General features: G+C 68.5%; 15 protein-coding genes and 1 tRNA gene. 6 read left to right on the top strand and 10 right to left on the bottom strand.

Features of this window, described 5'->3' with window-relative positions; all coding sequences use genetic code 11:
• Window positions 1-328: 328 nt before the first annotated feature.
• Window positions 329-646: a hypothetical protein gene (locus ABEA24_RS52215; RefSeq protein ID WP_345444200.1), complete on the bottom strand. Its 318-nt coding sequence runs from the start codon at window positions 644-646 to the stop codon at window positions 329-331.
• Between the two features lie 232 nt (window positions 647-878).
• Here ABEA24_RS52215 and ABEA24_RS52210 point away from each other — a divergent pair, with 232 nt between their 5' ends.
• From ABEA24_RS52210 to ABEA24_RS52200, 3 genes are read left to right on the top strand one after another with little or no spacing between them, the layout of a single operon-like run.
• A complete protein-coding gene (locus ABEA24_RS52210; RefSeq protein WP_345444197.1) occupies window positions 879-1,058 on the top strand; it encodes a helix-turn-helix domain-containing protein in 180 nt (59 codons plus the stop codon).
• Complete coding sequence (locus tag ABEA24_RS52205) at window positions 1,055-1,510, top strand: tyrosine-type recombinase/integrase (RefSeq protein WP_345444194.1); 456 nt, start codon at window positions 1,055-1,057, stop codon at window positions 1,508-1,510. The genes ABEA24_RS52210 and ABEA24_RS52205 overlap by 4 nt, the downstream gene beginning before the upstream one ends.
• On the top strand, window positions 1,483-2,127 hold the full coding sequence (locus ABEA24_RS52200) for a site-specific integrase (RefSeq protein WP_345444191.1): 645 nt from the start codon (window positions 1,483-1,485) through the stop codon (window positions 2,125-2,127). The genes ABEA24_RS52205 and ABEA24_RS52200 overlap by 28 nt, the downstream gene beginning before the upstream one ends.
• 180 nt (window positions 2,128-2,307) lie before the next feature.
• On the opposite strand, the gene ABEA24_RS52195 is transcribed toward ABEA24_RS52200, so the two are convergent.
• From ABEA24_RS52195 to dnaA, 9 genes are all read right to left on the bottom strand, one after another.
• Window positions 2,308-2,381 (bottom strand) — tRNA-Ile (locus ABEA24_RS52195).
• Window positions 2,382-2,492: 111 nt separating this feature from the next.
• Window positions 2,493-3,431: a DUF3566 domain-containing protein gene (locus tag ABEA24_RS52190; protein ID WP_345444189.1), complete on the bottom strand. Its 939-nt coding sequence runs from the start codon at window positions 3,429-3,431 to the stop codon at window positions 2,493-2,495.
• A 37-nt stretch (window positions 3,432-3,468) separates the two neighbouring features.
• A complete protein-coding gene (gyrA, locus tag ABEA24_RS52185) occupies window positions 3,469-5,985 on the bottom strand; it encodes a DNA gyrase subunit A (RefSeq protein ID WP_345444187.1) in 2,517 nt (838 codons plus the stop codon).
• A gap of 67 nt (window positions 5,986-6,052) precedes the next feature.
• Window positions 6,053-7,993, bottom strand: coding sequence for a DNA topoisomerase (ATP-hydrolyzing) subunit B (gyrB, locus tag ABEA24_RS52180; protein ID WP_345444184.1), 1,941 nt, complete (start codon window positions 7,991-7,993; stop codon window positions 6,053-6,055).
• Between the two features lie 295 nt (window positions 7,994-8,288).
• On the bottom strand, window positions 8,289-8,804 hold the full coding sequence (locus ABEA24_RS52175; RefSeq protein WP_345444181.1) for a DciA family protein: 516 nt from the start codon (window positions 8,802-8,804) through the stop codon (window positions 8,289-8,291).
• The gene (recF, locus tag ABEA24_RS52170; RefSeq protein WP_345444179.1) at window positions 8,794-9,915 is read right to left on the bottom strand and encodes a DNA replication/repair protein RecF; all 1,122 of its coding nucleotides are present in this window, start codon (window positions 9,913-9,915) and stop codon (window positions 8,794-8,796) included. Before recF ends, ABEA24_RS52175 begins: the two co-directional genes overlap by 11 nt.
• Window positions 9,916-10,183: 268 nt before the next feature.
• Entirely contained in the window at window positions 10,184-11,104 is a 921-nt protein-coding gene (gene gnd, locus ABEA24_RS52165; RefSeq protein WP_345444176.1) for a phosphogluconate dehydrogenase (NAD(+)-dependent, decarboxylating), read from the bottom strand.
• Window positions 11,105-11,159: 55 nt separating this feature from the next.
• A complete protein-coding gene (gene dnaN, locus ABEA24_RS52160; RefSeq protein ID WP_345444173.1) occupies window positions 11,160-12,281 on the bottom strand; it encodes a DNA polymerase III subunit beta in 1,122 nt (373 codons plus the stop codon).
• A 495-nt stretch (window positions 12,282-12,776) separates the two neighbouring features.
• Window positions 12,777-14,621 (bottom strand): chromosomal replication initiator protein DnaA, encoded by a 1,845-nt coding sequence (dnaA, locus tag ABEA24_RS52155; RefSeq protein WP_345444170.1) that lies wholly within the window; start codon window positions 14,619-14,621, stop codon window positions 12,777-12,779.
• Between the two features lie 302 nt (window positions 14,622-14,923).
• Between dnaA and rpmH the strand changes: the two genes are divergently transcribed.
• The 3 genes from rpmH to yidD are packed head-to-tail and all read left to right on the top strand — an operon-like array spanning window position 14,924 to window position 15,724.
• Window positions 14,924-15,061: a 50S ribosomal protein L34 gene (gene rpmH, locus ABEA24_RS52150; RefSeq protein WP_345444168.1), complete on the top strand. Its 138-nt coding sequence runs from the start codon at window positions 14,924-14,926 to the stop codon at window positions 15,059-15,061.
• Between the two features lie 13 nt (window positions 15,062-15,074).
• On the top strand, window positions 15,075-15,434 hold the full coding sequence (gene rnpA / locus ABEA24_RS52145; protein WP_345444165.1) for a ribonuclease P protein component: 360 nt from the start codon (window positions 15,075-15,077) through the stop codon (window positions 15,432-15,434).
• Window positions 15,431-15,724 carry a membrane protein insertion efficiency factor YidD gene (gene yidD / locus ABEA24_RS52140; protein ID WP_345444162.1) on the top strand — a complete coding sequence of 98 codons (294 nt, stop codon included), beginning with the start codon at window positions 15,431-15,433 and terminating at the stop codon, window positions 15,722-15,724. Before rnpA ends, yidD begins: the two co-directional genes overlap by 4 nt.
• Window positions 15,725-15,728: the final 4 nt, after the last annotated feature.

Raw genomic sequence — 15,728 nt, 5'->3', positions numbered from 1 at the left:
GCTCACGTAGTTCAAGGACCATCCGGACCGCGCGCTCACGCAGCTCAGACGAGTACTTCCTCGGGGGTGCCATAGCCCCTCACCCTTCCAGGTATCAGGGCCTCCAACCAACGCGGGGCGCTCCACCCACCCTCCGGGGAGCGGGCCGGGCCTGCGGGGTGCAAGGTGGAGCGCCCCACGGACGAACGACCTTGCACCCCGCAGGCCTGGTCTGCTCGGCTTGTCCTGGGGCGAAGGCGGGCGGGATGACCAGGCTTCCACCCCAACCACCCATCCAGCCCGGCGCGGCCATCCCGGAGCCTGAGGCCCCCGCCGGAGGCGGTTTCGTCTAGAGGTGGATGACGTCTTCGCGGCACTGGTGGTCGGTGGCGGTGCCGTAGCGGACGATCGCGTAGGCCGGTCTGATGCTGGAGTCTCGGAGGGCAGGCTCCATTGCTGTGAAGAGGTCGCCTGCGTGAGGGCCGTAGGCATAGAGCACGGCTTCGCCTCCGCCGAACTCGTTGCCGTCGAGCTCTCCGGCGTCTGCGTCATCGATGGCGGCGGCCAGTGTTCGCTCAAGGGCGCGGACGGCAGCGCGTTCAGCCTCGGACCCGTACCTGTCGTCACCGAGCTTGAGATGAACGATGACTGCGTGTTCGCCGGCCATGAGACTCCCTTGATCGTGGCGCGCTTCGCCGACGATATTGCCCGGCTTGGACAGGCCTGGAGGCATCGTGCGGTGGGCCGCCCGACCGGCGCGGCCGGAGGGACCGGCGCCCACGCCGCACGCCCGTAGGGCGTGCCGGAGCGGGCGGCCTGCGGCGGCGCTTGCGCCGCCGCCTTGACCAAGCCAAAGCCGATCTTTCGGCAACTCCACAAGCAGCCTGAGGAGGTGGTCCATGGAACAGCAGTTGCTCACCGTCCCGGAGGTCATGACGGTACTCAGGCTCGGCCGGTGCACGGTCTATGACCTGATCCGCTCGGGCCGCCTGGAGTCGATCAAGGTCGGCCGTTCCCGCCGTGTTCCGGCCGCCGCCATAGATGCCTTCGTCTGCCAGCTCCGAGAGGAAGCCGCGTGATCAGCAAGAAGCCGCAGAAGCGCCGTCCCAACGGCGAAGGTTCCATCTACCAGCGGAAGGACGGCCGGTGGGTGGGGGCTGCCTACGTGCTGACGACGGACGGCACGTACAAGCGCATCCAGGTGTACGGCAAGACCCGTGACGAGGTCCACAAGAAGCTGGTCGAGGCTCAGCAGAAGTCCAATCGGGGCATCCCGGTGGCGGACAAGCCGTGGAAGCTCGGCGAGTACCTGGACTACTGGCTTGAACACGTCGTGCGCCCGGCGAAGCGCTGGAACACGTACAAGAAGTACGAGCAGACGGTTCGGCTCTACCTCAAGCCGGGTCTCGGCAATCAGCGGTTGGAGCGGCTGCGGGTCGCCAAGGTGCAGTCTTTCTCAATGCGCAGATCGCGGCCGGCCACTCGGTGGCCAAGGTCCACATCATGCGGATGGTCCTGGGTGCCGCGCTGACGCGGGCGATGCGGGAAGAGCTGATCACCGTGAACGTCGCCCGGCTGACCACCTTGCCCGCTCCTCCTCCCAAGAAGGTCAAGCCGTGGACACCCGACGAGGCGCGGGCCTTCCTCACCGCCGCGCGCAACGAACCGCTCTACCCGGCGTTCGTGCTCCTCCTCGTCTACGGGCTCCGCCGTGGTGAGGTTCTGGGGTTCGGCTGGGATGACGTCGACCTGGACGAGGACGTCATCCGGGTGCTCTGGCAGCTCCAGCGGGTGGACGGCAAGCTGACCCGGACCGAGGTCAAGACGGAGGCGGGCAAGCGTGACCTTCCCATGCTCCCGATCATCCGGGACGGCTTCATCGAGCTGGCCGAACGGCAGTTGTTCGCGCGGCGGAGGGCCGGTGACGACTGGCAGGAAACCGGACTGGTCTTCACCACCAAGACAGGAAGGCCAATCGAGCCGCGCAACCTCGCCCGCGCCTTCGAGCGCATCACCGCCAAGGCAGGCCTGCGCCGGATCCGGCTGCACGATCTCCGGCGCACCACGGCGTCACTGCTCAAGAGACCCGGCGCGCCGCCAAGGAGATCTTGGGCCATGCCCACATCTCGAGGAAGGTGCCGACGCTGAGAAGACACAAGGCTCCGGCAACCGAGCCTGAGCCTTGCAGAAGTCCTTACGCAAACCCCGGCCCGCGCAGGGGCGTGGGGGCGGAGCCCCCACATCGGGGGGCTCGGGGGGTCGTCCCCCCGAAAAACATCGCGGGCCACCGGGGAAGGCGCGAAGCGCCGACCACGATGGCCCGACTCGTGGGCCTAGGTGGACTTGAACCACCGGCCTCATCCTTATCAGGGATGCGCTCTAACCGACTGAGCTATAGGCCCGTGCAGCTGCTCCCGGTTCGGAAGACCAGGAGGCGACGTCGAGAAACAGTACCCGATCGTCGGCCCCAACAGGAAATCGAATCCAGTCTTCCGTCCTGGGGCGGCCGCGGATTACTGGTCGGCCTCCTTCAGCGTGACCTCCACGCCGCCCACGAGGTCGGCGGCCATGTTGTAGATGACCGACCAGACGGTCGCGAGTGCGGTGATGAGGAGGACGTTGAGGGTGCCGATCAGGGCGGTGTAGCCGAGGATGCGGGCTGCGGAGAACCAACTGGCGGGGTTCAGGCTGTCCTTGCCGTTGGTCTTGCCCTGCAGGTCCTGGATCGTGTTGGTGAGCGCGTCGAAGACGCCGAGCCCCGACAGGATCAGGTAGAGCACGGTGACCGCGACGAACAGCACCAGGAAGCACACCAGCGACATGATGAAGCTGAACTTCATCACCGACCACGGCTCGAACCGCGCGACCTGAAGGTGGGCCTTGCGCGGGGCCTTGCGGCCGGCGGTCTTGCCGGGCGGCGGAGGCGTGTCCGTCGGCCGCCGGGCGGGCTCGAGGGCCGTCGTGGGGCCGGAACCGTACGACGACGACGAACCGGAGCCGTACGACGGCGTGGAGCCGCTCGTGGAGCCGGTGCCGCCGAAGCCTGGACTCGTCTTTGGAATGTCCATGGACGTCGTCCTACCCGAGGCGGAGCCGGGTTCGCCGGTGTTCGACTTTTCCTTGGCCGACCCGTCATCCGTCGATCCACGGGAGACGAGCCGGTCTTTGCTGCCCGCGGCGTCGCCCGTGGGATCGGGCTTCTTGGACGGAAGTCTGAGGTCCATGACGGTGTCCTCAGTGCCGTCCTTCTTGGCCGCGAGGTCGACGACGGTGTCCTCGGCCTTGTCGGTCGGCTCGGCTTCGCCGTCCTTGTCGTCGGTCTTCTTGACCGTGACCTCGTCGGTCGGTGGTTTGTTCGCGGCGCTGGTCTTCTTCCCCGTACCGCCCTTGCCGCCTGTTCCGGTGGAACGCCCGGACTTCCCGTCGGCGTCCTTTCCGGCGTTGGCCGTCATATAACCTCCCCGGGGAGGCGACGCGCCACCAGGCGTCTCACGCGTCGCTCCCTTCCCCGGACTCTGGGTCCGGCTCAGCGTCGGTGTCCTCGATGGACTCCACGTTCCTCGCGATGGCGACCACGCTGTCCCCATCGGCGAGATTCATTAGGCGTACCCCCATCGTGGAGCGCCCAGACTGCTTGATCTCGGCCGCTCGCGTACGGATAACGCCACCGCTGGCAGTGATGGCGTACACCTCATCTTCGGGCCTGACCATGAGGGCACCGACCAGCCTGCCGCGATTCTCCACGATCTTAGCGGTCAGTACGCCCTTTCCCCCACGACCGTGGATCGGGTATTGGTCGGCGGGAGTGCGTTTTGCATATCCGCCCTCGGTGGCGACGAGGACATCTTCGCCTTCGAGGACGACGTGCATGTCGAGCACTTCCTGGCCATCGTCGAAGCGCATGCCGATGACGCCGGCGGTGGCGCGGCCCATCGGGCGCAGGACGTCGTCGCGGGCGGGGAAGCGAATGGCCTGCGCGCCGCTGCTGACCATGAGCAGGTCGTCCTCGGGTGAGACCAGGCGGGCGGCGATGACCTCGTCGCCCTCATCGAGGTTGATCGCGATGAGCCCGGCGGAACGCGGCGAGTCGTACGCCGACAGTTCGGTCTTCTTGACGCGGCCCTGCTTGGTGGCGAGCACGAGGTACGGGGAGACGCCGTAGTCGCGCAGGTCGAGGACCTCGGCGATGCGCTCGTCGGGCTGGAAGGCCAGCAGATTCGCTACGTGCTGGCCGCGGCTGTCCCGACCGGCTTCGGGCAGTTCGTACGCTTTTGCCCGATATACCCGACCCTTATTCGTGAAGAACAGAATCCAGTGATGGGTCGTCGTCACGAAGAAGTGGTCGACGATGTCGTCCTGTTTGAGCTGGGCACCGCGTACGCCCTTGCCGCCGCGCTTCTGCGCGCGGTACATGTCGGTCTTGGTGCGCTTGGCGTAGCCGCCGCGGGTGATGGTGACGACAACGTCCTCTTCGGCGATGAGGTCTTCCATCGACACATCGCCCTCGAAGGGGATGATCTGGGTGCGGCGGTCGTCGCCGAACTTGTCGACGATGGCCTTCAGCTCGTCACCGACGATCGCGCGCTGCCGCTCCGGCGAGCCGAGGATGTCGTTGTAGTCGGCGATCTCCGCCATGAGCTTGTCGTACTCATCGGTGATCTGCTGACGCTCCAGGGCGGCCAGCTTGCGCAGCTGCATGTCGAGGATGGCCTGCGCCTGGATCTCGTCGATCTCCAGCAGCCGCATCAGGCCGGTCTGCGCCTCGGCAGCGGACGGCGACCGCCGGATCAGCGCGATGACCTCTTCGATCCGGTCGAGGGCCTTGAGCAGACCGCGCAGGATGTGGGCGCGCTCCTCGGCCTTGCGCAGCAGGAAGCGCGTGCGCCGGACGACGACGTCGATCTGGTGGTCCACCCAGTGGCGGACGAACTGGTCGAGGCGGAGCGTGCGGGGCACGCCGTCGACCAGGGCGAGCATGTTCGCGCCGAAGGTCTCCTGCAGCTGGGTGTGCTTGTACAGGTTGTTGAGGACGACCTTGGCGACGGCGTCGCGCTTCAGGACGATGACGAGGCGCTGGCCGGTGCGGCCGGAGGTCTCGTCCCGTACGTCGGCGACACCGTTGATCTTCCCTTCCTTCACCTGCTCCGCGATCTTCAGAGCGAGGTTGTCCGGGTTGACCTGGTACGGCAGCTCGCTGACGACGAGGCAGGTGCGGCCCTGGATCTCCTCGACCTCGACGACCGCGCGCATGGTGATCAGGCCGCGGCCCGTACGGTAGGCCTCCTCGATGCCCCGGCGGCCGACGATGAGGCCGTGGGTGGGGAAGTCCGGGCCCTTGATCCGCTCGATCAGCGCGTCGAGGAGTTCCTCGTCGTTCGTCTCGTAGTTGTCGAGGTACCACTCGACACCGGCCGCGACCTCACGCAGGTTGTGCGGCGGGATGTTGGTGGCCATGCCGACCGCGATGCCGGCCGAGCCGTTGACCAGCAGGTTGGGGAAGCGGCTGGGCAGGACGTCGGGCTCCCGGGAGCGCCCGTCGTAGTTGGGCGAGAAGTCGACGGTCTCCTTCTCGATGTCCCGCAGCATCTCCATGGCCAGCGGCGCCATCCGGCACTCGGTGTACCGCATGGCCGCGGCCGGGTCGTTGCCCGGGGAGCCGAAGTTGCCGTTGCCGTCGACCAGGGGGTACCGCATCGCCCACGGCTGCGCGAGGCGTACGACGGTGTCGTAGATCGAGGAGTCGCCGTGGGGGTGGTAGTTACCCATGACGTCGCCGACGACGCGGGCGCACTTGAAGTAGCCGCGGTCGGGGCGGTAACCGCCGTCGTACATCGCGTAGAGCACGCGCCGGTGCACCGGCTTGAGACCGTCGCGCACCTCGGGCAGCGCCCGCGCGACGATGACCGACATCGCGTAGTCGAGATAGCTGCGCTGCATCTCGACCTGGATGTCGACCGGTTCGATCCGGTCGGCCGGGCCTTCCGGCGGCAAGGTAACGTCCGTCACCTGGGAACCTCTTCCGCTGTTGAGTCAGTTGCCGGGCGGCACCGGAGATCCGGTGCCCGCGCGGCGACTAGATGTCGAGGAAGCGCACGTCCTTGGCGTTGCGCTGGATGAACGAGCGGCGCGCCTCGACGTCCTCGCCCATGAGAACGGTGAACAGCTCGTCGGCCTGGGCGGCGTCGTCGAGCGTGACCTGGAGGAGAACGCGGTGCTCCGGGTCCATGGTGGTGTCCCACAGCTCGCTGGCGTTCATCTCGCCGAGGCCCTTGAAGCGCTGCACGCCGTCGCGCGGCCGGGGGTCGCGCTTGCCGGCGGCGATGCCCGCCTCGATGACCGCGTCACGCTCACGGTCGGAGTAGGCGTAGTCGGAGTCCTGGCCCCGCTGGTCCCACTTGATCTTGTAGAGCGGGGGCTGGGCAAGGTAGACGTGGCCGGCCTCGACGAGCGGCTTCATGAAGCGGAACAACAGGGTCAGCAGCAGCGTGCGGATGTGCTGACCGTCGACGTCGGCGTCGGCCATCAGGATGATCTTGTGATACCGCAGCTTCTCGATGTCGAACTCGTCGTGGATGCCGGTGCCCAGGGCGGTGATCATCGCCTGGACCTCGTTGTTCTTCAGGACCCGGTCGATGCGGGCCTTCTCCACGTTGAGGATCTTGCCGCGGATCGGGAGGATCGCCTGGTACTGCGGGTTGCGGCCGCCCTTGGCCGAGCCGCCCGCCGAGTCGCCCTCCACGACGTAGATCTCGCACTTGCTCGGGTCGGTGGACTGGCAGTCCGACAGCTTGCCCGGCAGTGACGTCGACTCCAGCAGGCTCTTGCGCCGGGTGAGGTCGCGCGCCTGGCGGGCGGCGATGCGGGCACGGGCCGCCTGCGTGGCCTTGCTGATGATCTCCTTGGCCTCGCCGGGGTTGCGGTCGAGCCAGTCGCGAAGGTTCTCGTACATCGCGCGCTGGACGAAGGACCGCGCCTCGGTGTTGCCGAGCTTGGTCTTGGTCTGGCCCTCGAACTGGGGGTCGGCCATCTTGATCGAGATGATGGCGGTGAGGCCCTCGCGGACGTCCTCACCGGCGAGGTTGTCGTCCTTGCCCTCGCGCAGCAGCTTCTGCTCGCGCGCGTACTTGTTGACGACGGTCGTCAGCGCCGCGCGGAAGCCCTCCTCGTGCGTGCCGCCCTCCGCCGTGTTGATGGTGTTGGCGAAGGTGTGGACCGACTCGGAGTAGGACCCGCTCCACTGCATGGCGACCTCGACCGACATGCCCTCGGTCTCCTCGCTGAACGCGATGACCGAGTTGTGGACGGACTCCTTCTTGGCGTTGATGTAGCGGACGAAGTCCTCGATGCCGCCCTCGTAGTGGTACGTGACCACGCGCGGCTCGCCGTTGATGTGGTCCGGCCGCTCGTCGCTCAGGCTGATGGTCAGCCCGCGGTTGAGGAAGGCCATCTCCTGCATGCGGCGGCTGAGCGTCTCGAAGTTCCACTCGAGCGTCTCGAAGATCGACCCGTCCGGCCAGAAGGTGATGAGGGTGCCGGTCTCGTCGGTCGGCTCGCCCTTCTGCAGGGGCCCTTCGGCACCCTGCCAGGTGTAGGACTGCCGCCAGACGTGGCCGTCGGTCCGCACCTCGGCCTCGAGCCGGGTGGACAGAGCGTTCACCACCGCGGAGCCGACGCCGTGCAGACCGCCGGAGACGGCGTAGGACTTGCTGTCGAACTTGCCGCCGGCGTGCAGCGTGGTGAGGACCAACTCGATGGCCGGTCGCTTCTCCACCGGGTGCTCCCCGACCGGGATGCCACGACCGTTGTCCCGGACCCGGACCCCGCCGTCGGCCAGCAGCGTCACCTCGATGGTGTCGGCGTATCCGGCCAGCGCTTCGTCGACCGAGTTATCGACGATCTCGTAGACGAGGTGGTGAAGACCCCGCTCTCCCGTGGAACCGATGTACATGCCCGGGCGCTTGCGAACCGCCTCAAGGCCTTCTAGGACAGTGATCGAGCTAGCGTCGTACGCCAAGTGGAGATCCTCCTGCCGGAGGACACGCGCCGCGCAGCTCCCCGTAACACACAAGCAGGGCGCCCGATCCACGGGCGGCCCGCAACGGCGATCGTGTCCTGTATCCGGCCTCCATTCTATCCGTCCCGGAGCCCTTCTTGGGCCATGTAGGGCGTTCTCAAGGCGTATAAGCGACGAACAGAGCCGCCCGGAAGTCCCCCTACCGGTCCAGGGGGGTGACAAGGCCTACGGACGACGAAAACGAATCGGGCCGGACCGCGCAAGCCGCCTCCCACAGCCTGTGGAAAACGGTTCCTCAGGTACGGCGGCGGCCGCCGGTCACCCGCAGCCGCCCCGTGCCGCGCGGCGCCGACGACGGTCCGATGACCTTGACCCGCTGCACACTTCCGTGGCCGAGCTCCTCGTTGAGCCGCTTGACCAGCGGCCCTGACAACAGGCGCAGCTGCGCCGCCCAGGCGGTCGAGTCGGCGGCCACGACGAGGATCCCGTCCTCGAACGTCTGCGGCTCGGTGTGCTCGGCCAGCTCAGGCCCGACGATCTCCGGCCAGCGGCCGAACACGCCGCCGACCGCGACGCGCTCCTCCCAGCCCCGGGCCGCGAGCAGTTCCCGGATGGCGGGGCCGAAGGCCGTCGGATCGCCCCCGCGCCGTGGGTCGCGGCCGCCGCCCCGGGACCGCTTCTTCCGGGCCTGCCCCGGCTGGGCGCCGCGCCGCTTCGCGTCGGCCTTGGCCTGGGCGAGCGCCTCCCGGGCCAGCTCGATCCCCGACTTCGGCTTTTCCACAGGCTGTGGATCGCCCTGGTCATCGGACACGCGTGACCTCCCCATTCGCGACCTCGTACGTCGCACCGCTCAGCCGTTCGGGTACGTCCTCGGGGACCGCCGCGGTGATCAGCACCTGCTCGGCCTGGGCCACCAGCTCGGCGAGGCGGTTGCGCCGTCCGGTGTCGAGCTCGGCGAACACGTCGTCCAGGATCAGGACCGGGTCGTCGCCGTCGGCGCGCAGCAGCTCGTACGACGCGAGGCGCAGCGCGAGCGCGAACGACCAGGACTCGCCGTGGCTGGCGTATCCGCGCGCCGGCAGGTCGCCCAGCTTGAGCAGCAGCTCGTCCCGATGCGGGCCGACGAGGCTGACTCCCCGTTCCAGTTCGTTCCGCCGCGTCTCCGCCATGCCTTTCAACAGGGCCTCGGCCAGCTGTGCACGGTCTGTGGACAACCCTGTATCCACTGAGGACCGGTACTCCAGGGCGGCGACCCCACTGGGGGCGAGCGCCGCGTACGCCTTGGCGACGAGCGGCTCGAGCACGGCGACCAGTTCCAGGCGCGCGCCCAGCAGCTCCGCCCCCGTACGGGCGAGGTGGGTGTCCCAGACGTCGAGGGTGCTCAGCACCTCAGGACCGGGCGCCCGCCGGTGCGCGGCCGCGGATTTCAACAGGGCGTTGCGCTGCTTGAGGACGCGGTCGTAGTCGGACCGGACGCCCGCGAACCGCGGGGCGCGGACGGTCAGCAGCTCGTCGAGGAACCGGCGGCGCTCCCCTGGATCGCCCTTCACCAGGACCAGGTCCTCGGGCGCGAACAGCACGGTCCGCAGCATCCCCAGGACCTCACGGGGCCGCTGCACCGGCGACCGGTTCAGCCGGGCGCGGTTGGCGCGGCCCGGGTTGATCTCCAGCTCGACCAGCGCCTTGCGCTCGTCCCGGACGATCCCGGCCCGGACGATCGCGCGCTGCGCGCCGTGCCGGACCAATGGCGCGTCTGTGGATACGCGGTGGCTGCCGTGCAGTGCGACGTACCCGATGGCCTCGACGAGGTTGGTCTTCCCCTGGCCGTTCGGGCCGAGGAACGCGCTGATCCCGGGGTCGAGGGCGATCTCCGCCGACTCGTACGACCGGAAGTCCTGCAGCGTGAGGTGGGCGACGTACACCCAGACGAGGGTAGGGCCTGTGGACGATCCGCGCTGCCCGGCCGCACACCGGCCCTTCGCGGAGCACGGGTGCGGCCATGGAGACCACGAGGCGGGGAGGTCGCCGGGCCGGGCGGCGGTCCTGCGGACCGGCGCGACGGCGGCACGGCCGCGCCGGGAGGCCGGTCGCCCGAGACCGCTCGGCGGTGCTCGCGTCGTCCCCAGATCGGGCGCGCTTTTCCACAACCCTGTGGATCGCCGGGACGTTGCGGCCCCGGCGCACCGGCGATCAGGACTGCGGCGGGGTGACGTCGGCGCCCGGCGAGTCGGCGCCCTTCAGCGTCTCCACAGCGTGGCCGCCGAACTGGTTGCGCAGCGCGGCGATCATCTTCATGGCGGGGGAGTCGTCCTGCCGTGAGGCGAACCGCGCGAACAGGGACGCGGTGATGACGGGCAGGGGCACTGCGAGGTCCACCGCGGCCTGCACCGTCCACCGGCCCTCGCCGGAGTCCTGTGCATAACCCTTCAGGTGGGCCAGCTCCGCGTCCTCCTGCAGCGCGCGGTCCGCCAGGTCGAGCAGCCAGGACCGGATGACCGTGCCCTCGCGCCAGCTGTGGAAGGTCTCGGGGACGTTCTTGACGACGCCGCTGGCCTCGAGCAGCTCCCAGCCCTCCGCGAAGGCCTGCATCATGCCGTACTCGATGCCGTTGTGGACCATCTTCGCGAAGTGCCCGGCCCCGACCGCGCCGGCGTGGACGAAGCCGTACTCGCCCTCCGGCTTGAGCGCCTCGAAGATCGGCATGAGGTGCTTGACGTGCTCGTCGTCGCCGCCGACCATCAGCGCGTAGCCGTTCTGCAGGCCCCAGACGCCGCCGCTGACGCCGACGTCGACGAAGCCGATTCCGCGCTTGGCCAGCAGTTCGGCGTGCTTCTGGTCGTCCTCGTAGTGCGAGTTGCCGCCGTCGATCACGACGTCGCCCGCGTCCAGCGCCTCGGCGAGCCGATCGATGGTGGCCCGCGTCGGGTCGCCGGCGGGCACCATGACCCACACCGCCCGGGGCGCGCTCAGCCGCTGGGTGAGCTCCTCCAGGGAGCCGACGTCGCTGACCGCCGGGTCACGGTCGTAGCCGACGACCGTGTGCCCGGCTTGCCGAATGCGTTTGGCCATGTTGCCGCCCATGCGGCCGAGCCCGATCATCCCCAGTTCCATGGACATCTCCTCAGATGGCGCTCCGTGTCCGTCTGAGCCTAGTTACCCCGGAGAATCAGCTTGACAGCCGGATGGGCATGATCAGGTAGCGGTAGTCCGGGTCGCCCTCGTCGGCGGGCTTGCCGGTGATGACCGCGGGCTTCGTGGACGTCGTCATGGCCAGGCGGGCGACGTCCGAGCCGATCGCGCTGAGGCCGTCGAGCAGGAAGTTCGGGTTGAAGGCGATGTCGATGTCCTGGCCGTCGAGGGACGCGCCGAGAACTTCCACAGCCTGTGCATCGTCGCCGCTGCCCGCCTCGAGCACGACCTCGTCCTGCCGGAACGACAGGCGGACGGGGGTGTTCTTCTCGGCGACCAGGCCGACACGCTTCACGGCCTCGGCGAACGGACCCGTCTGGATCTCCGCCACGGCGGAGGTCTCCTTGGGCCACAGCGACTGGTACTTCACGAACTCCGCGTCGAGCAGGCGCGTCGTCGTACGGCGGCCGCCGCCCTCGAAGCCGATCATGCCCTCGCCGCTGCCCTTGGCCGCCAGGGCGATCGAGACCTCCGCCCCCGAGGTGAGGGACTTGGCGGTGTCTGAGAGCGTCTTGGCGGGCACGAGAGCGATCGCGGAGATGTCGGGCTGCTCCGGCTGCCAGCGGAGCGTACGGACCGCGAGACGGTAGCGGTCGGTGGAGGCCAGGGTCACGGTGTCGCCCTCGATCTCCACACGGACGCCGGTGAGCATCGGGAGGGTGTCGTCCCGGCCCGCGGCGATCGCCACCTGGGAGACGGCCGCGGCGAACGCGTCGCTGCCGATCGTGCCCGCGGCCGGCGGCATCTCCGGGAGGCTCGGGTAGTCCTCCACAGGCATGGTCAGGAGTGTGAACTTCGCCGACCCGCACTTCAGCGTCACCTTGGCGCCGTCGGTGGTGATCTCGACGGGAGCGGCGGGGAGGCTGCGGCAGATCTCGGCCAGCAGCCGGCCCGACACGAGTGCCGTGCCCGGCTCCTCGGCGTCGATGTCCATCGTCACCTGCGCCGAGACCTCGTAGTCGAACGACGACAGCTTCAGTTGGTCGCCGGCTTCGATGAGCATCCCGGCCAGCACCGGGACGGGAGGACGGACCGGCAACGAGCGCGCGGTCCAGGCAACGGCGTCGGCGAGAACGTCTCTCTCGATGCGGAACTTCACTTTGGACCGTCTCCTGAGGTTTTGATCACCTTGTGTGGTGGAACTTAAGAAACCGTACGGGCCGGGCCGGTGGGCCCGCATGCCCCTCTACGTTTTGACTTTCTTTCTTTGTAGATACAAGGAGAGTCATCGTCATAGGGGCCGTGGATACTGTGGAGAAGCCTAGTCTTCGCAGCTCAGACCGTGTTTCAGTATCCACCCCCGGTGTGCATCGACCCTGTGGATCCGGTGGATGGCTGGGGATGACGAGAATCTGTCCACCGGGTGTCCACCGTCCATCCCCATCTCGTCCACCGTTTTTCCCCGCTGTTCCACAGGGTTGTCCACGGTGATTCATCCACAGAGTTATCCCCACCCTGTGTAATCCACGATCTCGGGATAACCACTGTGCATGGCCTGTGGACGTCTGTGGACCGCTGTGGACGACCCGGCGCGTACGTACGGCCCGCTGGGGACAGCCCGACCTTCGGTGCCGACAGATCCAGCGAGGACACCTCACGCACCGCCGTTGCGGGCCTGCTGCTTGATGCGGTTCGTCAGCTCGGTGACCTGGTTGTAGATCGGCCGCTTCTCCGCCATCAGCTTGCGGATCTTCTTCTCCGCGTGCATGACCGTCGTGTGGTCCCGGCCGCCGAACTGCTGCCCGATCTTCGGCAGCGACAGGTCCGTCAGCTCCCGGCACAGGTACATGGCGATCTGCCGGGCGGTCACCAGCACCCGCGAGCGCGACGGGCCGCACAGCTGTTCCATGTCGATGCCGAAGTACGTCGCCGTCTGCGCCATGATCGTCGCGGCGGTGATCTCCGGGCCGCTGTCGTTGGGGATGAGGTCCTTCAGCACGATCTCGGCGAGCTGGAGGTCCACCGACTGGCGGTTCAGGCTCGCGAACGCCGTGACGCGGATCAGTGCGCCCTCCAGCTCACGGATGTTCGTGGAGATCTTCGACGCGATGTACTCCAGCACCTCCGGCGGCGCGACCAGACCCTCCTGCACCGCCTTCTTGCGCAGGATCGCGATGCGGGTCTCCAACTCGGGCGGCTGGACGTCCGTGATCAGCCCCCACTCGAACCGGTTACGGAGCCGGTCCTCCAGCGTCACCAGCTGCTTCGGCGCGCGGTCGCTGGAGATCACGATCTGCTTGTTGGCGTTGTGGAGGGTGTTGAAGGTGTGGAAGAACTCCTCCTGCGTCTGCTCCTTGTTCTCCAGGAACTGGATGTCGTCGACGAGGAGGATGTCCACATCCCGGTAGCGGCGGCGGAAGTTGTCGGCCTTGCCGTCGCGGATCGCGTTGATGAAGTCGTTGGTGAACTCCTCCGAGCTCACGTACCGCACCCGGGCCCCGTTGAACAGGCTCTGCGCGTAGTGGCCGATGGCGTGCAGCATGTGCGTCTTGCCGAGCCCGGAGTCGCCGTAGATGAACAGCGGGTTGTACGCCTTGGCCGGCGCCTCCGCGACCGCCACGGCCGCCGCGTGCGCGAACCGGTTGGACGAGCCGATGACGAACGTGTCGAAGGTGTACTTCGGGTTCAGCCTGGCGGGCTCGGCGCTCGTCTTCTCGCTCGAGTCGGAGGGCGGGCGGGACTGCCAGCCCCCGCCCGGCACCGCGCCGGGCGTCGGCACGAACGGATCCCGCTGGTTCCCCGGGACGTTCGGCATGCCCGGCTGCTCGAGGCGGCGCGGCGGCTCCTGCTGCTGGTACGGCGCGCCGTACTGGTCGCGGTAGCCCTCGCCCCGATAGGGGTCACCGCCGTACTGCTGTTCGGCGCGGTAGCGCTCGGCGCTGAACCGCTCGCCGCCGCCGTACTGGTCGTTCTTGTACGAGCCGGGGCCGGGCTCCCCGTAGCCCCCGGGGTTCGGGCCCGCGGCGTTCGGGTCGCCGTACGGGCCGCGTTCCCCGTAGCCTCCTGCGCCCGGTCCTCCGGCGTTCGGGTCTCCGTACGATCCGGGTCCGGGCTCGCCGGACGGTCCGCGGTGCGGCGCGGCGGGGAACCGCGGGCCTTCCAGGCGGTAGCCGCCGGAGCCGTGGGCGGACTGTTCGTGATCGGTCTCCGGCTCCGCCGGGATCTGGCGCTCGGCGGACGGCGCCGGGTCCGGCTGCACGGTGACCACGACGCGGATGTCGCGCCCGAGTTGGGCGGACAGCACCTCGGTGATGAACGGGTGGAGGCGGTTCTCCAGCACCTCTTTGGCGAACTCGTTCGGCGTCGCGAGCAGAGCGGTGTCCTCGACCAGGGCCAGCGGCCGCGTCATGGAGAGCCAGGCGCGGTGCTGCGGGGGCAGATCGGTGGGGAGTGCCTCCAGTGCCCTCGTCCACACGAGCGCAAGATCCAGCCCGTCCATATCCTGGTTCCCCTCCCCGAAGCGGCCGGCGCCCCACTAATGGGCGTTGTCCTCCCGCACAACGTCAGACGAACACTCTCTCACGCGTCATCCACAGGGTTGTCCACAACTTGTGCACAACCCTCGGCGTTATTGGGGATATGTGTGCTCGGTTTGACCGGAGGGCGGCGCAGACCGTAACGTACGACGGTCGAGTCGCATCGACGGCGGTGCTGCGCGCCCGCAGGTCGCTGATCCCATACGGGCTCAGGCGCCCGATGCGACATCAGCACATTGACCGCAGCACCCCACTGGAGTCTCGAGTGAGCAAGCGTACGTACCAGCCGAACAACCGCCGCCGTCACAAGAAGCACGGCTTCCGGCTTCGCATGCGCACCCGGGCGGGGCGGGCGATCCTGTCGTCGCGCCGCCGCAAGGGTCGCGAGCAGATCGCGGTCTGAGCAGCGGCGATCCATGCTGCCGTCCGGACACCGGATGCGGCGGCGAGAAGAGTTCACTTCGGCCGTCCGGCGCGGCGATCGTGCCGGACGGCCTCATCTCGTTCTTCACCTGCAGCTCCGGGATGACGTCGACGAACCTCCCCGGGTCGGCTTCACCGTCGGCCGCCAGGTCGGTGACGCGGTCGTCCGCAACCGCGTGCGTCGCAGGCTCCGGCACATCGTTCGGGAGCACCTGCATCGGCTGGCACCAGGTAGCCTGCTTGTCGTGCGGGCCAACGCCAAGGCGGCCAGCGCACGCCACGACGAACTCGCCGCGGATCTCGACGCGGCGCTCGACCGGCTCCTGCGGCGACAGGTCAAGAGGCGGACATGACGGACAAGCCGACGCTCACGGCTCGGGCACTGACGGTGCCCATCGTCTTCTACCGTCGGTTCATCAGTCCGCTGTTCGGCCCGGTGTGCCGCTACCAGCCGACCTGCAGCGCCTACGCCCTGGAGGCGCTCCGCACCCACGGCGCCCTGCGCGGCGGCTGGCTCGCGGTGCGGCGCATCGCTCGCTGCCACCCCTTCCACGCTGGCGGATACGACCCGGTTCCGCCGCGGAAGGGCGAATCACAAGACCTCACGCCGCCCCCCGGCGGCACTGTTTCGGAGAGCACATAGGAGC

This window comes from Actinoallomurus vinaceus, assembly GCF_039542055.1.
Classification (GTDB): domain Bacteria; phylum Actinomycetota; class Actinomycetes; order Streptosporangiales; family Streptosporangiaceae; genus Actinoallomurus; species Actinoallomurus vinaceus.
This window is presented reverse-complemented; position numbering and strand designations above follow the sequence as displayed.

Excerpts from the sequence above, each read along its gene's own strand:
- yidD (WP_345444162.1), top strand. The coding sequence starts at position 15,431 with ATGACGGACAAGCCGACGCTCACGGCTCGGGCACTGACGGTGCCCATC.
- dnaA (WP_345444170.1), bottom strand. The coding sequence starts at position 14,621 with ATGGACGGGCTGGATCTTGCGCTCGTGTGGACGAGGGCACTGGAGGCA.
- ABEA24_RS52190 (WP_345444189.1), bottom strand. The coding sequence starts at position 3,431 with ATGACGGCCAACGCCGGAAAGGACGCCGACGGGAAGTCCGGGCGTTCC.
- ABEA24_RS52210 (WP_345444197.1), top strand. The coding sequence starts at position 879 with ATGGAACAGCAGTTGCTCACCGTCCCGGAGGTCATGACGGTACTCAGG.
- ABEA24_RS52215 (WP_345444200.1), bottom strand. The coding sequence starts at position 646 with ATGGCCGGCGAACACGCAGTCATCGTTCATCTCAAGCTCGGTGACGAC.
- gnd (WP_345444176.1), bottom strand. The coding sequence starts at position 11,104 with ATGGAACTGGGGATGATCGGGCTCGGCCGCATGGGCGGCAACATGGCC.
- ABEA24_RS52200 (WP_345444191.1), top strand. The coding sequence starts at position 1,483 with ATGCGGATGGTCCTGGGTGCCGCGCTGACGCGGGCGATGCGGGAAGAG.
- rnpA (WP_345444165.1), top strand. The coding sequence starts at position 15,075 with ATGCTGCCGTCCGGACACCGGATGCGGCGGCGAGAAGAGTTCACTTCG.